Source organism: Singulisphaera rosea, from assembly GCF_054877945.1.
Genome location: NZ_JBTYIP020000040.1, coordinates 69,219 through 88,078, shown reverse-complemented (window position 1 = coordinate 88,078; position 18,860 = coordinate 69,219). Strand labels below are relative to the sequence as shown.

Here is an 18,860-nt window from a genome sequence, read left to right as displayed (position 1 = left end):
GCCGCCTAACGAACCGGAGGATTCGTGAGACGGCCCCGAGTCGCTCGAAGAGCTTCCCAAGAGCGACGGCGTTCGGCGTGCGCGCATGACAAGCCGATCGCGACTCCGGGATTTTCTGAGCAGGCACCCGGCCTCGACGTCGATCGCGAGAGCCCGGGTCCGACCCTGCCGGGAGCCAGTCCCCGTTTTCCTCCGACGTGCGCAATGCAAGCGAGAGCCGCTTTAGCCAGGGCCCCACTGGCATCCCATTGCGGGAGCGTTAAAGCTGCCAACCTGGCGATATTGCGGGCATCATCGATGCCCCGATGATGCGTCCCTTCCAACGACAACCCGGCCTGGGCGAGTGCTCGCTCCATGCCGCTGACCTTGAGTCCAAAGAGGCGAGCGAACGTTTTCTTGAGGTTCAGGTGCCGCCCGAAGGATTCGGGAAGGGCAAACCCGTGACGCTGGCAGTCGATGCGGAACTGGGTCAGATCATACTCGCCCTACGAGCAGAGGACGAAAGGATCCTCCCCGATCCAGTTCACGAAGTCCGGGAACACGACCGAGAAGGGATCGGCCCGATCGACATCCCTCTGGCGAATCGTCGTCAGGCGTTGACAGAAGTCACTCAACCGGGGCTCGGCGACCGGCCGGATGAAACGGCTGAACTCGCGACATGAAGGAGTGTCTGCGGCGACCAATTCGACGGCACCGATCTCGATTGTTTCCATGCGATCGTAGTCGCGGACGTTCTCCCAGCAGGTCGCCTCCAGGTCCACGACGATGTACCGCACGCCTCTCATCCCTCCCCGCAACCCGATAATAGTGGTGAGCCCGCCGGAGCAAGACAATGCCTATTGGAGCTCGTTTCGGCGGCGCAAAACATGCCGTAGGGCGAAATGTCGTATCCTCACTCCCATCGTCGTCTCCAACTTTTGACTTCCCGAGGTGAAAGTCCGATGTCGAGTCGGGCCTGGAGTTGGTATACGGCCCGATCGCAGCCGACCTCGAAAGGGAACTTGGCGCTTGAGTCAGGCCAGAACAGTTGGATTGCCTCCAGTTCCCCGATTCGCCCGCGATTGCTCAAGAAGCCCATGGCAAACCCAAGGTATAACTCGTGTTGAGTGGCATGGACCCGTCGAAAGCCGACTCGATGCTCCTCCTCACCCAAAGTCACGGTCTCGATCCGAGATTCTGCAAACGACCGACAAGCCTAGATGTGGACGATCAGCCCGGAGATCAGGGCATGTGCGTTGCCAGAATCGAGACCAAAGACGATGAGCTCAGGATGCCGGTACGTGTGCATCAAGCCGATCGTGTACAGGAAAGGCGGATTGTGGTCTTGTATGCTCGCGAGCGACCAGCCGTGGGCACGTACGTCTTCGGCAAACGTCTCATCCATGCCGAAACTCCCCCCGCCCTACGAAAGGCCAAGTAAACCAAACGGCCTGAACCCAAAATTTCAACCTCGTCCAGAGGCCTCCCGACTCTCAAGTTCGGCAACGGCCAGACCGAACTCGTCATCAAATTGGGCTGCACGAACGTATGAGCCGAGTAGCCGAGGCCAAGCGGATCGGCTTCCTCGGAAAGTTAGTGCGGAGCACGGCCTATGTGGTGCTCGCAGGCCCAACAATGCGCCCGATATTCGGGGCATAGGCCCCCGCAGTTTGGACATCGCCGTTGAGTGACATGTCCCCATCGTTCCTCGACGTACGCGACCCTCTCGGAACGATGTCGGACGAGATCCTTGAGCCGCCATTCGTCGTAGTGAAGATTCAGCATCTCACGTGGGCAAGCACTGAACCAGGCACGCCAGCGAGCGACGTCATTCCCGAAGTCCTCCACCGTCAATTCACGGAGAAAGACGAGGGCATCGTCTTTGCCCTTGAATGCGGTTCTTGGGTCGGGAATCCAGCCTTCTTCGAACTCGTCGCCGAGGATACCGATCGCGATCTCGTGAGGGAGGAGTTGCATCAGTGCCCCTTCGCCATCTCAAGCAAAATCTTGGCGGCGTAGCAGCAGCACCGAACGGATTCCAGATACTTAGCGACACATCCGTCATGTCATTAAACTTCCTGAAAATTGATAATCATTCAAACCATTCACTGAAATGTTATGGGGCGATGATGGGCTCTGGCAATCCCACACAAGGCAATCAAGGCCTGAAGCAAGTTGTCACCATCAATCGTGTGAAAGCAGTCGTAGAGCGAACAGGCAGCCGAACGATACTACACCGTGTGTTCAAAGGCTCCAGCCGGCTCCTCGGGTGGCAACCCTTGGAAGGCAGACCCGATCTCGAGGATCTCTCGTTCGAGCATGGGGATTTCGGCGAGCGTCCATTCGCCGTCGCAGTCGGAATGCTCCAACAAGGTCGGGAATCGACTCGAGTCGAGATGTCGCGCGATTGTTTCTCGGAAGCACGCGAAGTCGCTGTAGTGGCCGACGGAGCACTCGGCAATTTCTTCAGCCTCGTCCTCTTCGTTGGGGTCTGAAATGAACACACACAAGGTAAGCCCCATCCAGAAGTCTCCTGTTGCACAACATTTGAGTCAAGCCACCCCGAACGGCTTTCGTCGGGGATGAAGATTTGAGTCGCGATTTGAGCCAAGGCCTATCACCAAGAGCAAGCCAAGAAGACCGCCGGCATAGGTCCAGAGGATAGGCAGATGTGTGGGTTGATAGGCGCGGTCTCCGAAACTCTTTGGCAGGAAAGAAGGCTCAAGTAGGCTCCACGCGATGTTGGCACCCACGACAAAAACAAGTACGGAGAACTGAAGTCTATAGTTCGGAGCGAGGAAGTATGCCATGAGGACGACGGCCAAGGCGGAAACGAAGCCAGCACCAGGTTCATCCCACACCCCGACAATGTGCGACGCAATCACCCCGAGAGGAAACGCGACCGCGAAACTGCCGACGATGGCCGTGAACAACAGGATCCATCTCAATGCCAACATTTCGGACATATCGCACGACTCCTGGCTCTCAAGCCGCCGGCCGACGGGACGGGCCTTACTCTCGAGCCCGATCCCATCGCCCCGGCGGCTCCGATGTAATCGGTGAGCGTCCGCGTGTCAGGAGCCGGCGAGCTCCTCTCGAAGTTTCTGATCGGCGAAGCGTTCCTGCTTCGTCGGCTCTCGCCGGGGATACTTCTCGCCGTGACAGATCAGGCAACGGGGCGTCTTGCAGCTGAACGCCCGTCCCTTGCGGAACCGACCTCGCTGTAAATCGCAGACGCAGTCGACCTCGTACGGATCCTTGCCGATCTCCCTTCCTGACCGAACGTTAACCTCCACATGGGACAGGTAGTGCTTCTTCCATTCCCGCAAAGTCTGCGGATACTCTTCGTGCCAACGTCGCATTGGTCTCTCGCATGGTTGACCGCGCCCCCTGCGAGGCGACCATGCGCGGCCGCGACCCCGCAGGGCGTCGCTGGAGTTCCGTGCGCCGTTGAGCCTTTCTCATCCGTCTTCCTCCAACGAGAACCGGTCAACCGGCCTCTGAAGTCGGGACTCGAATACACCGCTATGAGCCTGCCCAAAGCGGCGAGGTTCACGATTCAACCGCCGATCAACAGCCCGAGTGTCATCAGTGAAATCAAGACTAACGAAGTCGCGTAAGTGACACCAGTCGAAACCTGAGCCCCGGTATCGCCCAGCCCAAAGTGCTGTCCCTGCCGATGCCAGAGCCACAGCCCGACGGGGCATGCGACCGCCCCGAACAGCCACAACGACCAGGCCGGCGAGCCATGCCGTAACAATTCACCGGCATCTCCGACTCGTTCGAACGAGCCGAACGTCAGGTACGCGCCGTTGGCGATGAGGCAGAAGCCGGCAAAGAACCGGAGCACGAACGCGCCAGGCACCCGTAGGGCGATCGCGCCCGCCCAGAACACCAGCGGTAGCATGACCCCAGCCACAGGTCCTGCCCACGCGACGACCAGAGGGCGCGGGTTACTTGAATGCTCCGTGCGCGAGAGACCAAAAGGATGAAGGAAGACGCCGGAGACATGGCCACCGCTCACCGCCGTGCCGATCACGTGGCCCAACTCATGGATCGCCTGCATGCCGAGCCAGGAGCCGAGGACGGTGGAGACGATCAGCAAGACTTGGTGGAAATGCTTCACGGCGAACCCTGCCGCTAACGACTACGCCTCGCGGACCTAACCTGCCGAACGATCTCGGAATACCTCCGCGACAGCACGGGGTTATGTAAGGTCCGTCGGCTCGATCGCCGCGTTCAAAACTTCGGAGCTGACCAGCAAATAGAGTTCCATCCAATCCAGCGATCGGATCTGTGCGAGCTGAGCGATCTGGTACGCCCACCCGAACTGTTCCGGTTTCACGCGGTAACGATCGGCGAGGTGTCGACCGAGCGCCTCGGTGAAGCAGCAGGCGCCGGCAGTACCGTACTCGTAGCCATGCAAGAACGACTCGACGTTCGAGCGATTCGAAGGGCAGATGAACATGCCCATTCGGGTATTGAATTGGATGATATTGCGGACATCGCTCGGCCGCATCGCGCTGCCCTCGCCGCCTGAGACCAAGAGCCGCGGATCTTGATCGCCCCTGACCCAGGTTTTCGTATGATACCGCGGGGGATGCCCCCGTGCAGCGCGAGCTCACCCGGTGCCCGGCTCGGGACGTTCCTCCGGGCGTGGCGAACGGACATTCTCGAGCATCGTCTCTTCGCAGGCGCCGAAGCGCAGGTAGTTGGCCCTGGCCTCGCTCAGACTCAGCGCCCCGTTCGGGCCGCCACGGACGACCTCGGCGTCATGGTCGTCCTGGCCGTCGTCCTCCCAGAAGCAGACCTCGCAAATCTCAGAGCCACCACGTTCGTCGAGCGTCCTGCAACCGCAGCATGGGCAATGATAGGGGCCACCCTCCTCCGGGCGTCGCACCGAGTTGGAGGCCTGTTGTTCGACGTACCACTCGAACCAGCGAGTTCGACGCTCGAGTTCCTCTGGCGTGGGCTCCATGGATACGAAACCTCCTGGTCGCCATCGACGATGACGATCAACGGACGTGCGTGATCACCGGGGGAGGGTCGGGAAACCCTTTCGGGTCGACGTCGGGGCCGGGCGGGTAGTTCTCGGCGGTCACGGGGCCATTCGCCTTGAGATACCGGATCACCGCAAGGCGAACGTCGGCTTGCTTGAGTTGGGTGAGCTTTCTGAACTTATCATTGAGATGTTCATCATCATAGGCCTTCTCCCGACCACTCATCAGGTAGTCGGTGGACGCAACTCTGTAGGCTGCGGCCGGGTCGAGGGGCCGGCCGTCGATTTGCCAGGGGACGCCGGGGGGGCGGGTCGCTCGGCCGAGTTGCAGGAATCCGCCATCGTCCTGGATCGCGGCTCCGCGGTCCAGGACCCGCTTGAGGAGCGCACCGGGCATCTCGACCTGGACGATGTCGCCCCGGTAGGGGAGGAGACGCAGGACGGTGTAGACGTCGATCGGTCCGGGCTGGATGACGTCGTCGAGCCGCATCGAGCCGCTCGGGATGGCGACGAGCTGCGCCCCGGGAGACGCGGATTGAACCGCCGCGACGATCAGCCTCGTGAGGTTCGTCGAGCCGCTGCGGACCGCGGCCTCGCGGCCGTCGAGCTTGACCTGGGTCGACCCGATTTGGGCTTCCGGGTCTTGACCGAGGGCTTCCTTCAATCCGGCGAAGGCGAGTTTGCGCCAGTAGTTGGCGACGTTCAGGGTTCGAGAGTCATCCTTGATGGACTCGTCGACGGCCCGCAGCTTGGAGACGATCTCGAGGCGGCGGGTGACTGTGTCGAAACGGAGCCGATGCACGAAGACCGAGTGGACGTTGAAGTCGGCCTTGGCGACCGGGGCTCGATAGGGGACTCGTTCCTCGAAGGCGTATTGCCGGTCGTGCTCATGCCCCCCGAGGATCAGGTGCAGTTCGGGGAACGCGGCCGCGAGTTGCTTGTCTTGCTCGAGATCGAGATGCGTGATCGCGACCAGGATGTCGCAATGCCCCTTCAACGCATCGATCTGCTCCAGGCAGGCCCGATACGGGGAGTCATAGCGAGCGTAGTCGGCCTTGGTCGAGTCGATCGTCAGTCCGATCAGCCCGACGCGCACGACCCCACCGTGTTTCCCTTCAATCCGGAGCACTCGGTTCCGAGGCACACCCGGGAAAGGGTTCGCGGTGGCGTCGGTCACGTTGCTCGAGATCCAGGTGAAGCTCGACTCCCTCACTCGGGCGAGGAGCTGATCCTTTTTCAAGTCGAGCTCGTGGTTGCCGAATGTGGCGAAGTCCAGCCCCATGGTGTTGAGCACGGCGACCATCTGGCGCCCGGCGAGTTCGTCCCCTTCATACGAGGCCGTCCCCATGGCCGAGGGGCTGAGCGCATCGCCGGCCAGCACGGTGAAGGTGTTCGGGTTGTCCTTGACGAGCTCCTTGCGAATCGTGGCAACCCGGCTCAGCCCACCCAACCGGTCACCCAAGGATCGAGCGATCTCGTAGACGTCGTTGATCTGGAGTAGGTTGAATTCGATCTCTTCGGCGACGACCAGGGCCGGACACGCGCCGAGGGAGAAGAGCAGGCAGAGGAAGGTCCACGTTCGGAAGGCACACAACATCGATCCCTTTTCCTCGATCGTCGGGCGCTCGCCGCCGCATCGAGGGCGACGAATGACCCGAAACCACGTCGATTCTCCCGGGAGAGGCTATCATCACTTCGCCGAAATCCACAACCCTTGCGTTGATCATCGGCCCCACCGGGGGCGGAAGTCGGGCGATCGTCGTCGATGGCCCGGCAACTCCCAGGCCAGTTGGGATGCGTCCGCGGGACGGGTCGGATAGGATGCTCCGGCCGTTTCCCGTTCCTACCCGTCATTCACGAGGGGCCCGCGATCGTGAGATCCACGGACATCGCGTTCATCGTGTCGTATCGCTGCCCTCGATGTCAGGCCGAGTTGGAGGCGACGACAACCCGGTTGGCCGAATGGTTGCGCTGTCCGAAGTGCGGTCGGGCCAGCCTGCCGCCGGACGTCTTGCCTCGACGCCCGGTCGCACCGCCCCTGGACCCGGACGCACTGTTCATCGGCCCCGAGTCAGAGTCGGCCGGGTTCGGCTCTAAAGCCTCGTCCGGCTCCCAATCGGGGAGGGGCCGGCACGGGATCAGCGTGCGTCGCGTCCTGCTCGGCGTGGGGATCCTGACGGCGCTCTCGGGGCTCATCTTCGGGCTGCTCGAGCAGAACGCGTTTCGCGTGGGGATCTCCGGAGTCGCCACACTCCTCATGTTCACGGCCCTGTCGGCGACCTCGAGGCGCCGATGAGGTGGGGCAGGGGCGGCGAGGGACTCTCGGAAGTAAGGACGACGGCCGGAACACGGTGACGAGGAGACGAGGATGAAGCGCGTGCCCCTGGCCGACGAGCTCCCCTATCGCTTTTATCCGCCGAGACTCCACCCGATCGTCATGAAGGCCGCCACCCTGGGCCTGCCGGCGTCCCTGCGCCGGCTGCATCGGGTCGAGGAAATCGACATGCAGGGGCTGGAGGTCCTCCAGCCGCTCCTCGCGAAGGGCGATGGGGTACTCCTGACGCCGAACCACCCGGATTATGCCGACTGCTACATGATGTTCGAGCTGGGGCGTCGGCTCCGGATGCCGTTCTTCTACATGGCGGCCTACCAGATCTTCGCGGGGATGAACCGCTGGATCTTGCCCAGGATCGGCGTGTTCCCCGTCGACCGCGAAGGGGCCGACCTCACCGCCTTCAAGACCGGCGTCGACCTCCTGGCCAAGGGGAAGAACCCCCTGGTGATCTTCCCCGAGGGGGAGATCTATCAGATGTCGGAGCGACTCACGCCATTGCGCGAGGGGGCCGTCGCCGTCGCGACCACGGCGGTGAAGCGGCTCGCCGAGGCGGGGAAGACGGTCTGGATCGTCCCGATCGCGCTCCAGTACCGGTTCCTCGACCACGCCGACCCGCTCCCGAAGCTCCACGAAGTGATGCAGCAGCTGGAAACCCGTTTCACCTGGTGGCCGCAGGGACAGCTCTCGCTGATCGACCGGATCTACTACTACGCCGAGGGGGTGCTCGGCCTGAAAGAGTTCGAGTACCTGGGGAAGGTGCAGGGCGGGGGGCTCAAGGACCGGATCGCGAGTCTGGCCCGGCAGATCCTCGACCGGATCGAGGACCGCCGCGCGGGGAAGCGGCGGGACGACACGGTTCCGGTCCGGGTCAAGGAGATGCGGCGGGCCTGCCTCGACGCACTGGCCGACCCTAAGACGACGCTCGAGGACGCGGCGTTGGCTCGCCGGGACCTCCACGACCTCTTCGTCACCATCCAGTGCTTCAGCTATCCCGGCGACTACGTCCGGGAAGCGCCGACGCTTGAACGCGTGTCGGAGACACTGATGAAATTTCGGCAGGACTTCCTCGACGCCGGCGAGGTCCCCCCGCACGGTCCTCGCCGGGGGATCCTGCGGGTGGGCGAGCCGATCGACGTCCGCAATCGGCTCGCGACGGGGGGAAGGCCGAGGCAGGCGGTCGCGGCCTTGACCTCCGAGCTCGAGTCGCGGATGCAGGCCCTGATCAAGACGATCGGGCCCGGCCGCTCGATCGTCGACACGATGGCTCCGACCGGGAACCAGCCCGCTCAGGTCCCTTCGGCGTAGGCGTCGTCCTCGGGCGAGAAGCCGAGGATCTCGACCGACTCGCGGAGATCCCAGCGCATCCCCCGGTTGTTCGACATGCCGTTGGCGACCAGGAAGGTCCGGTCCCCGAGCTCGGCCTCGATCGCGCACTCGAAGAGCCGTACGAGGTCCTCGTTCGACAGCCACATGGCGCGGGCCCAATCGTGGGGGAGCGTCTCCGGGCGGTTCTCGCCCTGCTGGATCCAGCCGAGCCGGAGCGCGATGAAGGTGATGTCGAATGCCTTGGAGAGGCTACGGCCAAGCCGCTCGCCCATGAGCTTCGTCCCGCCGTAGGGGCTGTCGGGCTTCGGAGGCAGGTCGACGGTGATCGGCATGTCGCCGAGGTCTTGATAGTCGCCCATCGCGTGGTTCGAGCTCGCGAAGATCAGCCGCTCGACCCCGGCCAGGGCCGACGCGTGGAAGACGTTGGCGAGCACGTCGAGGTTCGGCTTCTCGAGCGCCTCCCAGGGGGAGAACTCGTTCGGGTTCGCCGCGAGATGGATCACCGTGTCGACGCCGTGGAAGTGGTTCATCCAGTCGTCTTCGAGCTCGCTGAGGTCGGCGACGATCACCTCGCGGTCGTTCGGGTCCGCCTCGATGTCGAGCAGGACGAGGTCGTAGACGTCCTCCAACGCCGCGCGAAGCTTCCTCCCGAGATTCCCCGAGGCACCCGTGATCAGGACCGTCCGAGGCTCGTCCTCGAAATCATCCTCGTCCTCGTCCTCGTCGGCCTCCGCTTCCGGTTCATACATCGGCAGGATCGGCAATACTTTCCGACCTTCCGCTTCGGGATCGCGAGGCTCGTCGGCGCTCATGTCGGGTCTCTCAAGAGTCGAGTCGGGACGCTCAATCGCCCCAACGATACACGAGGGACCGAGCCGATGGCCAGGGGTAGGCGAGGCGGTCTGCGTGCCCCTTGACGCCCCCTTGTCGGCTCTACTACGGTATCGATCCCGGAACGACGGGCGGGCCGGCCACCAGGCCATCCCCGAGGCGGGCCGAGGGTCGGCGAGGCCGCCCTCGAAGGGGTCATGGCAGGGTCGCCCTCCGCCGAGGAGGGCCCTAAAGTCGCGTCGCGTCGGGCTTCGCCAGGAAGCTCGGGGCGTCGAGGCGGTCGTCCTTTGCATCCCGGCGTGGGATTCCCACGCGGGGATGGGGAAGAGGAGCTCGCGATGGGCCGACGACTGGAAGGGCAGGCCGCCTGGATCAGCGGAGGCGCCTCGGGCATCGGCGCGGCGACCGCAAGGCTCTTCGCGACCGAAGGGGCGAAAGTCGCCCTCGTCGACGTTCAGGCCGACGAGGGCCGGCGCCTCGCGGAGTCGATCCGCGACGTCGGCGGCGACGCCCGCTTCTTCGTGGTCGACGTCGGCCGCGAAGACGAGGTCCGCGCGAGCCTCGACCGGGCCGCGGAAGAGTTCGGCGGCCTCCGGATCCTGGTCAACTGCGCCGGGATCGTCCACGTCAAGCCGCTCCACGAGTCCACCGAGGAGGAGTGGGACCGGCTCATGGCGGTCAACCTCAAGAGCGTCTTCTTCTCGCTCAAGCACGGTTGGCCCCACCTGCGGCGGAACCCGACCAGTGCGATGGTCAACGTCGGCTCGATCAGCAGCTTCGTCGGGCAGGCCGGGACCCCCGCCTACACGGCGTCGAAGGCGGCCGTCCTGAGGCTGAGCCAATCCATCGCCCTCGACTACGCGGCCGAAGGCCTGCGATGCAATTGCGTCTGCCCCGGCATCACGGATACCCCGATGCTGCGTCACCACCTCCGCTCGGCCGCCGACCCGGCCGAGGCGTTCGCCAGGCGATTGCATCGCGTACCCATCGGTCGGGCGCTGACCCCCGAGGACATCGCCCGGTCCGTGCTCTATCTCTCCTGCGAGGACTCGGCGGGGATCACCGGCACGTCGTTGGTGGTCGACGGCGGCTACCTCGCCGCGGCCGAGTGGGAGACATCCCAGGTCACCTTGCCGAGCGACCCGCTATGAAACCCAAGCTCGCCTGCGCGGACTTCACCTTCCCGCTCCTGACCCACGAGCAGTCGCTCCGCCTGATCGCCATGCTCGGCTTCGAGGGCGTGGACATCGGCCTGTTCGAAGACCGTTCCCACCTCTGGCCTTCCCGCGAATTCGAGGACGTGAAAGGCTCGGCGGCCTCGCTCCGGAAGACGGTCGAGGACCTCGGTCTCCGCGTCGCCGACGTCTTCCTCCAGTTGGGGCCCGACTTCCGGCCCGTCGCCATCAACCATCCCGAGGCGTCCCGACGACAAGCGGCCCGCGACCGCTTCTTGCAGACGCTCGAGTACGCCGACCATTGCGGCTGCGAGCACGTCACCGTCCTGCCGGGCGTCCGTTTCGAGGAGGAGGCGTCCGAGTCCTCGTTTGCCAGGTCGGTCGACGAACTCGCCTGGCGGGTTGAGCAGGCCGGCCGTGCGAGGATCGTCCTCGGCACCGAGGCCCATGTCGGCTCCCTCGCCCCCGACCCGTCGTCAGCATTACGTCTCGCCGAGGCCGTCCCGGGACTGACCCTGACCCTCGACTACACCCACTTCACCCTCAACGGCGTCCCCGACACCGCCATCGAGCCGCTCCTCCCCCACGCGAGCCACGTCCACGTCCGAGGCGCACGCCCGGGACGGTTGCAGGCCTCGTTCAAAGAGAATGTGATCGATTACCGACGCCTCTTCGATCGTATGGGGGAGACAGGCTACCACGGGTGGGTCGGCATCGAATACGTCTGGATCGACTGGCAGAACTGCAACGAGTGCGACAACCTCTCGGAAACGATCCTGTTCCGAGATTTCTTCCAATCACTGGCGAGTTGAGCCTCAATCCCGAGGACCCGAAACCCGGTTTTTTTCTTAAAACCGGGTTTCTGTGGGAGGCCACGAAGACATCCCGCGGGGTTGTCGACGTCGAGTGCGTCAGAAACCCGGTTTTATGGAAAAAACGGGTTTCAGGCCACGCCGAACACCGCAAAACCATAAAATATAAATAGTTTAATATTTCTATCTATCCCGGAGACGCATCATGAGACCTCGCCGGACGTCTTACCTGCTCGGCTCGCTGATCGTTCTGCTTGCGGGACCGGCGATCGCCCAGGGCACGAAACCATCGGCCGCCGAGGCCAACCGCATCGTCGAGGTCTCGTTCACCTCGACGAAGGATCGCGATGATCCGTTCAACGCCGTCGAGCTCGACGTCGTCTTCACCGCCCCCGATTCAAAGTCAATCCGTGTCCCGGCCTTCTGGGCCGGCGGGAAGACCTGGCGCATCCGATACGCCTCGCCGATCGTCGGGGTCCACTCGTACGCGACCGAATGCAACGACGCCGACGACAAGGGCCTCCACGGTGTGAACGGGACGGTCGAGGTCCGGCCATATCAGGGCGACAACCCGTTCTACCGCCACGGCCCGATCACGGTCGCATCCGACCATCGCCACTTCGCGCACGCGGACGGCACCCCCTTCTTCTGGCTCGGGGACACGTGGTGGATGGGCCTGACCGATCGGCTCGTGTGGCCCGGTGAGTTCAAGACCCTGACGAGCGACCGGAAGGCCAAAGGCTTCGACGTCATCCAGATCGTGGCCGGCCTCTATCCCGACATGCCCGCCTTCGACGATCGCGGGCGAAACGAGGCCGGATTTCCCTGGGAGAAGGACTATCGCAGGATCCGGCCCGAGTACTTCGACCGCGCCGACGAGCGTCTGACCTACCTGGCGGATCAGGGCCTCGCCCCCTGCATCGTCATGGCCTGGGGCTACCACCTCCCCTGGCTCGGCGTCCCGAAGATGAAGCAGCACGTCCGATACGTGATCGCACGTTACGGAGCCTTGCCCGTCGTCTGGTGCATGGCGGGCGAGGTGAACCTCCCCTATTACCTCGAGAAGGGCTTCCCGTTCAGCGGCGCGCCGCAGGCCAAGGAGTGGGCCGAGGTCATCGCGTATGCCCGCACCGTCAACGGCCTCGGCCGGCTCGTGACCGTCCATCCGACCGGCATCGAACCCTTGAGCGGGCGCCTGCTCTATCCCGACAAGGCGTTTCTCGACTTCGACATGCTCCAGACCGGCCACGGGATGCAGGAGGTCCTGCCCCCGACGATCCGGGCCTTGCGTGCTTCCTATAACGCGAAACCGACGATGCCCGTGCTCAACTCCGAGATCTGCTACGAAGCCCTCCTGGGCAAGATCCCGGCCGAGATCTCCCGGCTCATGTTCTGGACCAACATCCTCGAAGGCGCCGCGGGGCATACCTACGGGGCGAACGGGATCTGGCAGCTCAACCGCCGGGATCGGCCTTACGGCAAGTCTCCGCACGGGGGCAACTACGGGACGATCCCCTGGGACGAGTCGATGAACCTACCCGGCTCCCGGCAACTCGGGCTGGCCAAGGGGCTGTTCGAGCAATACCCCTGGCCTCGCTTCGAGCCGCATCCCGAGTGGGCCTCATGGGCCAAGCCGATCCGCCAAGGCGCCTGGGGCGACTGGATCTGGTCGCCCGAAGGGGAACCGGCCAGGAATGCTCCCGAGGGGATCCGCTACTTCCGCAAGACGTTCGACCTCCCCGAAGGCCGGACGATCGAACAGGCCCGCCTGCGACTGACCGCCGACGACTCCTTCACCGTGTTCTTGAACGGCCGCGAGCTCGGCTCGCATGGAGGCTGGAACACCGCCAAGGAGTATCACAACGTCGCGGGTGACCTCCGTCCGGGCAAGAACGTCCTGGCCGTCCGCGCCGAGAACGCCAAGGGGCCGAAAGGCCAGAACCCCGCCGGCCTCATCGCCGTCCTGGACGTCCAGCTCGACGACGGCACCGTCACCTCCGTCATCTCAGACAGGACCTGGCGGACCTCCCCCGAAGGCCCGCAAGGCTGGCAAACCCCGGCCTTCGACGACAAGGCCTGGCCCCCTGCGATCGTCGCGGCCAAGTTCGGCGAAGGCCCTTGGGGCCGCAACATCGGAGGCGCCGGCGACGAGTACCTCGTCCCCTACGCCGGCGGCATCGCCGGCGACGTCCGCATCCTCTACGTCCCGAGCCCAAGGCCGATCACCGTCCACTCGCTCGAGCCCGGGACCCGCTACGTCGCCAGCTGCTTCGACCCCGTCTCGGGCCACCGCACGGAGATCGGCGCCGTGCACCCTAATCCGACCGGAGACTGGACCGTCAAACCGCCTGGCCATGGTACGACCGACTGGGTCCTCGTTCTCTCCGCTGAAAAGCGCCGGACGCCCTGAACAGCGGGCCGCCGACCGCTCGAGTCCCTCAGATACAAGCCCGAAACCAAAACAAATAAAAATTTTCAATGATCCTGGAAAGAGCTAAAATTACGTCAATTCTTGATAACGCCGCTCCAGCTCGGCCAGAAGGCCTGGCCGATGCTTCTTGGAGCGGGCCTTTCGCATGATCGTGCGCCGCCCCTTCGCCTCGATCTGGCACGTCGGTTCTCGCGCATGTCGATATGGCAGCAGGTCCTCCACCGTCAAGCGGTCGGGATGGGTCGCGTGGGCGTCCAGCACGAGGACTAACGTCGCTCCCTCCAGCACCAGCCGGATCCCTGCGTGGCAATGACCGTGGATCCGCCGCTCGTGGCCCTTCGGCAACCGGAACCAACGCTCCAACGCGAGGTTGTCTCGGATCGCTTCATACTCCTCCTCGCCTACGAACAGTCCCGCGAGGAAGCTGAGCATCACCGCCGCCATCCCATGACGGATCGGGTCCTCCGTCGCCTCGAACCGATCGATCAGCCCCTCGAACTTCTCCTGCCGCTCCGTGATATCCTCCTCGCCTGGCTCCAGCGTCGCCGCCACTTCTTTGATCATGCCGACATAGTCTCGGATCACGGCCTGCTGCTCCCTGACTTCGGCAAGGCCGCCTTCGATGCATCGCGAGAGCCGCCCGAGTTGCTCCTCCGCGAACCCCCTTTTTTCGCCCCGAGGTTCCGTCGGAGCGACTCCTGCACTTCTTCCAACGCCTCGGCCATCCGCAAACCGGGCGGATGCAACGGCCCTCCTTGGTCGTCATTGAGGATCCCGCGCACCGCCGCACAATAGTCGAGGACCACAGGGCCGCCTGGGTCGATCGGGCTCGGGGATGGATCCGCTTCAGTCATCGTGCCCTCGGCCTCCCCCTCGTCGGTTAGGATCCCCTCCGGGGGCTGGGACGATTGCCGGAGCACGGCCCGCTCGATCGTCCGCAGGCCGCGTACCTTCTTCCGCATCTGGACCTTGGCATGACTGTCGGCTGCCAGCACCGGCTTGGCCAAGTCGCGGAGGAAGTGGTTGTCGCAGTAGCGGTGCGGCACGTCGGGGAACTCCCCGGCGATCGACTTGACGAAGGCGTCCTGCTTGTCCGACATCCAAAGGCCCACGGTCAGCCCCAGCGACTCGGCCCACTCCTTGGCCTTCTTGACCAGGCGTCGCACCTCGGGCTCGGTGGCCGAGAGCAACGGCTCGGCGAACCAAACGCGTCTCCGGGTCAGCTCCCGCACGACGTAGAGGGTCTCATGCCCCTTCTCGGGCTGGAGGCCGTCGATGCAGAGGATGATCTCCCCGGTCGATCCGTAGAGCCGGCGGAGTTCCCCGGGGTCTTGCTGACGCGCCGCGACCATGACCTGATAACGTCGGATGTGTTCCTCGATCGCATCGGCGGAGAGCCTGATGCCGAAGTCCTCGAGGAGTTCGGTCCGGATCGAGGGGACGGCCATGTGGCGCGAGAAGCGACGATGTCCGATCCAGCAGAGGACGTCCCAACCGATGGCCATCTGGGGGAGTGCGATTGTGATCTCGAGTTCGGGGCTCTTGGTCTTGGCGTGCCCTGGGCAGCGGGGGTCGGGGCAATGGTTGAGCTTGCAGAGGAGTTGGACCGGCCCCTCCAGGGTGTAGAAGCGGCGATAGCGATGATCGCAGATGTGCATCATCCGGCCGCAGGAGGGGCAGTCACGGTCGAGGACGTCGAGCTCCCAGAGGGAGAAATCCGTATCTTCAGGCCAGCGGTAAGACATGAGTCGGGCCCTTTGATTGACGCACTGCCGTCGAAGCCCAGAGTCACTCCTCACTTTGCATCAAGCAGTTACGGATTTCTAGCCCTTCGCCGGACCGTTGAAAATTTTACGTATATCACCGACCTGACGTCGGGCTGAAACCACCACCGGAAGGACCTCGAGCGATAATATAAAATTTTATTCACTTATAACTTCTATTAAATTCCCATATAATTATAATTTATTCTGCGTCATCTACGGATCGTCGTCGGCTTCTTTTCCTGAGCCCGACATCGGGACATCGACTCTTCTTGCCGCGAGATTCACTCGCTTGGGCTTCGGGCATGAAATCAGCCCTCGGATCAAAATCTAGATCGACCACTGGTTCTTCTCATCAGAAACAGGTTTCTTTGAGAGTGACGACGGCCCCCCACGCCCCAAGGTCGGCCCCAGACCATCCCAAGCCGCCGATCTCCACCGATTTCATGAGAAGGGACGCCGAGAGCCATGTTGCAGACCCATTGGAACCCCTTGATGCTTGCCGGCGCGGCGGTCCTTGCCTGCGGGATCCTCCTGCACGGCCCGACGCGAGCGGACGATAAAAGCGTGTCGGTCCGTGCGACTCAGGCGAGGACCCTGGAGGATACCTGGGCCGACCTCGAGAAGGCCGATCCCGAGGCGACGACGGCGTTGCTCGAATTGGCCGATCACCCGGCGGAATCGGTGGCCTTCCTGAAAACCAAACTGAAGCCGCTCAAGCTCGACCCGGATCAGTTGAAGACGCTCCTCGCCGAATTGGGCAGTCGAAAACCGGAGGTCTGGCAGCCGGCCTTCGAGGAGTTGGAGTACTTCGACCCTCGACTGGCGATCGGTCTCGAGGCCCTGATGGCCGACATGCGCGAGACTCCGGGCCGCCAGCGGATGGTGGAGGTCCTGAGCGGGCGCAAGGCCGGGTCACTCGAGGAGAAGAAGGTCGAGCTCAGAAAGACCGGCAATGGATCGTTCAACTTCACCAGCGGCGGAGCATGGTGGGCCGAGGTGCAGATCGCTCGTCTGAACTCGAGCCCCGGGGGTAACCTGAAGAAGAAGTGGACCCGAGCCGTCCGCGCCATCGCGTTCCTCGAACATGTCGGGACCCCGGATGCGACGGCGATCCTGAAGCGGATGGCGTTCGGACACGAGGAAGCACAGCCCACCCGAGAAGCCAGGAAGGCGCTGAAGCGGCTCGCGGATAAGGCCAGATGATCTCCATCCGGCGAATCGTTCGCACGGCGACATGTCCTCGGCCGGACGACCGGAGAGCAGCCTTCAACAGACACGAGAACAACGACCCTACATCGGGCTTGAATCTGCCATGTTTCTCGACGAGCTTGGCTTCATCGCACCGGCCGAATGCCAGCTCATTGACCCTCCGGATGGGATCGGCGTCTCTGGCGTCCTCCAGGCGTCTGAGAAGCATGGGCGTCTCGTGAATCGGAGTTGAGGAGGGTGAACCAACGGCCCGGCGCAAGCGTCAAAGACCAGGATCTCATCTTGTCCCGGCTCCAACCAGGGCGCCAGGCCTCGTGGTCGCCGCCATCGTCCCCACTCGGGCCGACTCCGTCAACGCGAGAGGAACCGCACCGTGGGATCATCGGGGAACTCGACCTGGGTCTGCTTCGGTTGCCGAGCGGTTGTGCGTCGCCCGTGGCACGATATCGACGCCGTCCCTTGCCCGAAATGCAAGGACATATGCCGCTGTCTCGGGACCCAGATCCGCATTCCGACCAAGGAAGACGACCGGGCGTGGCGCCATCTCCGCGACCGACTTCGCGAGGATCGACTCGACGACCAGGCGCGAATCGACCGGATGCGCGTCCGGCATCGCCATCGGCTGGAACGCCGGATCGCGAGCTTGGAGGCAAGTTCAGCAGAGAAGAGCCGTGCCGCGACGCTTCATCGCCTGAGAGAACAGCTTTCCGCTCTATACGAGCGTGACTCGACGTCATCCTTTTCTCTCCTGACACCGAAAAGTCCGGAAGGCATCAAATTAGATAGTTTCACTTTTGTTTTTCTGCATTTTCATGTTTTTCATCTTGTTTTTCCATAACCCCGGCCACCTGGCCCCGGTCATTGATGGCCGTCGCGGAGATGAAGGCAGGGCCTGCTTCGTCGATCAGGCGTAGTTGCTTGTCCCCGTAGACGAACGCCCGAGGCCCCTTGTCCGAGCTCGGAGGGCCATCGACCTGGCCGACGACCACGTCATTGTTATTCACGTCGATGGCTTCCGACTTGCCGTACTCGGCGGGGACAGGGAGCGGTCGGCATCCTCCGTCGCGGGTCCAGATGACGGCCTCGATCTTCCCGCCGTCGGGGTAGCGTAGGCCGACCACGGTCCCTCGATTGTTGACCGCCCGGGGGATGAGCGAACTCGGGTCGCCGATGGCTTCTCGGGTCCAGGTCCCCGACTCGCCTCGGGTCCAGAGGCAAGGGACGGCCTCGTCGGTCGCGGCGACGAAGCGGCCATCGTCGCTGATGGCCACGACCTGGGAGCCGAGGGACTTGGTGTGCGACAGGGGCGTGGCGTCCCAGCGCTCGTCCCGCTTCTCCCAGACGCAGGCCCTGACGCGCTGATAGCCCACGGAGAAACCGCTGATGCACTTGCCGTCGCGAGTGATGCCGCACGCGAACGAGGCGACGTCCCCTTCGGGGGCGCCGAGGCCCTGGATGCCGGCCTTCGCGTCCCAAAGGAACGCCTGGTTTCGCATCACCTTGCTGGTCTGGGACCGGGGACGACTGGATCGACCGACGACCCGGCCCTCGTCGTTCACCGCGGCCGGGAAGGTCGCCGTGTACCCTTGCAGGATGGGGAGCGTGGTCATCTCCTTACCTCGGGCGAAGAAGGGGACCTGCTCGACGACACCGGGATAGTCCTTGTTCTCCGCCCACTCGAAGCCGATGACGTCGCCGAGTTCATTGATCCCGGTCGCGATGATCCCGTCGTCTTTCAGGCTGACGATGTGAATCGGGCGAGCCTTCGGCGGCTCTTCCGCGACGGCGATCGAGGCCAGGAGCACGGAAGTCGTGAAGAGCAGGATTCGTTGCATCAAGATCCCTCGAGGTCATGGGGGGCGGTCTCGGCCGAGAGTTCGAGACCCAGTGGCACCTTGAACGACCGAGTACGCTTCGACCACCGGTGTGGGCATCACGCCTGGTGAGAATGCATATCGAATGCCTCGGAGTTCGGACGCATTAAGTCTCTGGCCAAA

At 63.6% G+C, this 18,860-nt stretch carries 19 protein-coding genes and 1 pseudogene; 7 read left to right on the top strand and 13 right to left on the bottom strand.

Annotated features, from left to right (window positions below; translation table 11 throughout):
• Positions 1 to 485: 485 nt before the first annotated feature.
• Both ACYOEI_RS37675 and ACYOEI_RS37670 read right to left on the bottom strand, forming a co-directional pair.
• The gene (locus tag ACYOEI_RS37675) at positions 486 to 713 is read right to left on the bottom strand and encodes an exonuclease domain-containing protein (protein WP_462855608.1); all 228 of its coding nucleotides are present in this window, start codon (positions 711 to 713) and stop codon (positions 486 to 488) included.
• Positions 714 to 892: 179 nt separating this feature from the next.
• Positions 893 to 1,384: pseudogene (locus tag ACYOEI_RS37670) on the bottom strand (DUF4262 domain-containing protein).
• Between the two features lie 329 nt (positions 1,385 to 1,713).
• On the opposite strand from ACYOEI_RS37670, the gene ACYOEI_RS37665 reads away from it, so the two are divergent.
• Positions 1,714 to 1,998, top strand: a complete 285-nt coding sequence (locus tag ACYOEI_RS37665) for a hypothetical protein (protein ID WP_462855605.1) — start codon at positions 1,714 to 1,716, stop codon at positions 1,996 to 1,998.
• A 212-nt stretch (positions 1,999 to 2,210) separates the two neighbouring features.
• Here the strand turns inward: ACYOEI_RS37665 and ACYOEI_RS37660 are convergent, their stop codons facing one another.
• From ACYOEI_RS37660 to ACYOEI_RS37630, 7 genes are all read right to left on the bottom strand, one after another.
• Positions 2,211 to 2,501 (bottom strand): Imm70 family immunity protein, encoded by a 291-nt coding sequence (locus ACYOEI_RS37660; protein ID WP_462855604.1) that lies wholly within the window; start codon positions 2,499 to 2,501, stop codon positions 2,211 to 2,213.
• Between the two features lie 30 nt (positions 2,502 to 2,531).
• Entirely contained in the window at positions 2,532 to 2,945 is a 414-nt protein-coding gene (locus tag ACYOEI_RS37655; RefSeq protein WP_462855603.1) for a hypothetical protein, read from the bottom strand.
• Positions 2,946 to 3,053: 108 nt separating this feature from the next.
• Positions 3,054 to 3,341, bottom strand: a complete 288-nt coding sequence (locus tag ACYOEI_RS37650) for a hypothetical protein (RefSeq protein ID WP_462855601.1) — start codon at positions 3,339 to 3,341, stop codon at positions 3,054 to 3,056.
• A gap of 197 nt (positions 3,342 to 3,538) precedes the next feature.
• Positions 3,539 to 4,105: a zinc metalloprotease gene (locus ACYOEI_RS37645; protein WP_462855600.1), complete on the bottom strand. Its 567-nt coding sequence runs from the start codon at positions 4,103 to 4,105 to the stop codon at positions 3,539 to 3,541.
• 81 nt (positions 4,106 to 4,186) lie between these two features.
• Complete coding sequence (locus tag ACYOEI_RS37640) at positions 4,187 to 4,498, bottom strand: hypothetical protein (RefSeq protein ID WP_462855599.1); 312 nt, start codon at positions 4,496 to 4,498, stop codon at positions 4,187 to 4,189.
• Positions 4,499 to 4,600: 102 nt separating this feature from the next.
• Positions 4,601 to 4,957, bottom strand: a complete 357-nt coding sequence (locus tag ACYOEI_RS37635; protein ID WP_462855598.1) for a CPCC family cysteine-rich protein — start codon at positions 4,955 to 4,957, stop codon at positions 4,601 to 4,603.
• Between the two features lie 37 nt (positions 4,958 to 4,994).
• On the bottom strand, positions 4,995 to 6,575 hold the full coding sequence (locus ACYOEI_RS37630; protein ID WP_462855596.1) for a bifunctional metallophosphatase/5'-nucleotidase: 1,581 nt from the start codon (positions 6,573 to 6,575) through the stop codon (positions 4,995 to 4,997).
• A 276-nt stretch (positions 6,576 to 6,851) separates the two neighbouring features.
• On the opposite strand from ACYOEI_RS37630, the gene ACYOEI_RS37625 reads away from it, so the two are divergent.
• Together ACYOEI_RS37625 and ACYOEI_RS37620 are read left to right on the top strand one after the other, a co-directional pair.
• On the top strand, positions 6,852 to 7,274 hold the full coding sequence (locus tag ACYOEI_RS37625) for a TFIIB-type zinc ribbon-containing protein (RefSeq protein WP_462855595.1): 423 nt from the start codon (positions 6,852 to 6,854) through the stop codon (positions 7,272 to 7,274).
• A 72-nt stretch (positions 7,275 to 7,346) separates the two neighbouring features.
• Positions 7,347 to 8,618 carry a 1-acyl-sn-glycerol-3-phosphate acyltransferase gene (locus tag ACYOEI_RS37620; RefSeq protein ID WP_462855594.1) on the top strand — a complete coding sequence of 424 codons (1,272 nt, stop codon included), beginning with the start codon at positions 7,347 to 7,349 and terminating at the stop codon, positions 8,616 to 8,618.
• On the opposite strand, the gene ACYOEI_RS37615 is transcribed toward ACYOEI_RS37620, so the two are convergent.
• Positions 8,600 to 9,451, bottom strand: coding sequence for an NAD-dependent epimerase/dehydratase family protein (locus tag ACYOEI_RS37615; protein WP_462855593.1), 852 nt, complete (start codon positions 9,449 to 9,451; stop codon positions 8,600 to 8,602). The genes ACYOEI_RS37620 and ACYOEI_RS37615 overlap by 19 nt on opposite strands.
• Before the next feature lie 357 nt (positions 9,452 to 9,808).
• Here ACYOEI_RS37615 and ACYOEI_RS37610 point away from each other — a divergent pair, with 357 nt between their 5' ends.
• The 3 genes from ACYOEI_RS37610 (at position 9,809) to ACYOEI_RS37600 (ending at position 13,867) form a co-directional block, all read left to right on the top strand.
• Positions 9,809 to 10,621: an SDR family NAD(P)-dependent oxidoreductase gene (locus tag ACYOEI_RS37610; RefSeq protein WP_462855592.1), complete on the top strand. Its 813-nt coding sequence runs from the start codon at positions 9,809 to 9,811 to the stop codon at positions 10,619 to 10,621.
• A complete protein-coding gene (locus tag ACYOEI_RS37605; RefSeq protein WP_462855590.1) occupies positions 10,618 to 11,457 on the top strand; it encodes a sugar phosphate isomerase/epimerase family protein in 840 nt (279 codons plus the stop codon). The genes ACYOEI_RS37610 and ACYOEI_RS37605 overlap by 4 nt, the downstream gene beginning before the upstream one ends.
• A 205-nt stretch (positions 11,458 to 11,662) precedes the next feature.
• Positions 11,663 to 13,867 carry an apiosidase-like domain-containing protein gene (locus ACYOEI_RS37600; RefSeq protein ID WP_462855589.1) on the top strand — a complete coding sequence of 735 codons (2,205 nt, stop codon included), beginning with the start codon at positions 11,663 to 11,665 and terminating at the stop codon, positions 13,865 to 13,867.
• 90 nt (positions 13,868 to 13,957) lie between these two features.
• Here ACYOEI_RS37600 and ACYOEI_RS37595 read toward each other — a convergent pair whose 3' ends face one another.
• Positions 13,958 to 14,473 carry a hypothetical protein gene (locus ACYOEI_RS37595; protein WP_462855588.1) on the bottom strand — a complete coding sequence of 172 codons (516 nt, stop codon included), beginning with the start codon at positions 14,471 to 14,473 and terminating at the stop codon, positions 13,958 to 13,960.
• Positions 14,470 to 15,633 (bottom strand): hypothetical protein, encoded by a 1,164-nt coding sequence (locus ACYOEI_RS37590; RefSeq protein ID WP_462855587.1) that lies wholly within the window; start codon positions 15,631 to 15,633, stop codon positions 14,470 to 14,472. Before ACYOEI_RS37590 ends, ACYOEI_RS37595 begins: the two co-directional genes overlap by 4 nt.
• A 486-nt stretch (positions 15,634 to 16,119) precedes the next feature.
• Between ACYOEI_RS37590 and ACYOEI_RS37585 the strand changes: the two genes are divergently transcribed.
• On the top strand, positions 16,120 to 16,857 hold the full coding sequence (locus ACYOEI_RS37585; RefSeq protein ID WP_462855585.1) for a hypothetical protein: 738 nt from the start codon (positions 16,120 to 16,122) through the stop codon (positions 16,855 to 16,857).
• 794 nt (positions 16,858 to 17,651) lie between these two features.
• Here ACYOEI_RS37585 and ACYOEI_RS37580 read toward each other — a convergent pair.
• Positions 17,652 to 18,698 (bottom strand): HAF repeat-containing protein, encoded by a 1,047-nt coding sequence (locus tag ACYOEI_RS37580; RefSeq protein ID WP_462855584.1) that lies wholly within the window; start codon positions 18,696 to 18,698, stop codon positions 17,652 to 17,654.
• Positions 18,699 to 18,860 lie beyond the last annotated feature (162 nt).

Bases quoted from the DNA above. Each gene is read 5' to 3' on its own strand.
- ACYOEI_RS37675 (WP_462855608.1), bottom strand. From the start codon at position 713: ATGGAAACAATCGAGATCGGTGCCGTCGAATTGGTCGCCGCAGACACT.
- ACYOEI_RS37665 (WP_462855605.1), top strand. From the start codon at position 1,714: ATGTCGGACGAGATCCTTGAGCCGCCATTCGTCGTAGTGAAGATTCAG.
- ACYOEI_RS37660 (WP_462855604.1), bottom strand. From the start codon at position 2,501: ATGGGGCTTACCTTGTGTGTGTTCATTTCAGACCCCAACGAAGAGGAC.
- ACYOEI_RS37655 (WP_462855603.1), bottom strand. From the start codon at position 2,945: ATGTCCGAAATGTTGGCATTGAGATGGATCCTGTTGTTCACGGCCATC.
- ACYOEI_RS37650 (WP_462855601.1), bottom strand. From the start codon at position 3,341: ATGCGACGTTGGCACGAAGAGTATCCGCAGACTTTGCGGGAATGGAAG.
- ACYOEI_RS37640 (WP_462855599.1), bottom strand. From the start codon at position 4,498: ATGCGGCCGAGCGATGTCCGCAATATCATCCAATTCAATACCCGAATG.
- ACYOEI_RS37635 (WP_462855598.1), bottom strand. From the start codon at position 4,957: ATGGAGCCCACGCCAGAGGAACTCGAGCGTCGAACTCGCTGGTTCGAG.
- ACYOEI_RS37630 (WP_462855596.1), bottom strand. From the start codon at position 6,575: ATGTTGTGTGCCTTCCGAACGTGGACCTTCCTCTGCCTGCTCTTCTCC.
- ACYOEI_RS37620 (WP_462855594.1), top strand. From the start codon at position 7,347: ATGAAGCGCGTGCCCCTGGCCGACGAGCTCCCCTATCGCTTTTATCCG.
- ACYOEI_RS37615 (WP_462855593.1), bottom strand. From the start codon at position 9,451: ATGAGCGCCGACGAGCCTCGCGATCCCGAAGCGGAAGGTCGGAAAGTA.
- ACYOEI_RS37610 (WP_462855592.1), top strand. From the start codon at position 9,809: ATGGGCCGACGACTGGAAGGGCAGGCCGCCTGGATCAGCGGAGGCGCC.
- ACYOEI_RS37605 (WP_462855590.1), top strand. From the start codon at position 10,618: ATGAAACCCAAGCTCGCCTGCGCGGACTTCACCTTCCCGCTCCTGACC.
- ACYOEI_RS37600 (WP_462855589.1), top strand. From the start codon at position 11,663: ATGAGACCTCGCCGGACGTCTTACCTGCTCGGCTCGCTGATCGTTCTG.
- ACYOEI_RS37590 (WP_462855587.1), bottom strand. From the start codon at position 15,633: ATGTCTTACCGCTGGCCTGAAGATACGGATTTCTCCCTCTGGGAGCTC.
- ACYOEI_RS37585 (WP_462855585.1), top strand. From the start codon at position 16,120: ATGTTGCAGACCCATTGGAACCCCTTGATGCTTGCCGGCGCGGCGGTC.
- ACYOEI_RS37580 (WP_462855584.1), bottom strand. From the start codon at position 18,698: ATGCAACGAATCCTGCTCTTCACGACTTCCGTGCTCCTGGCCTCGATC.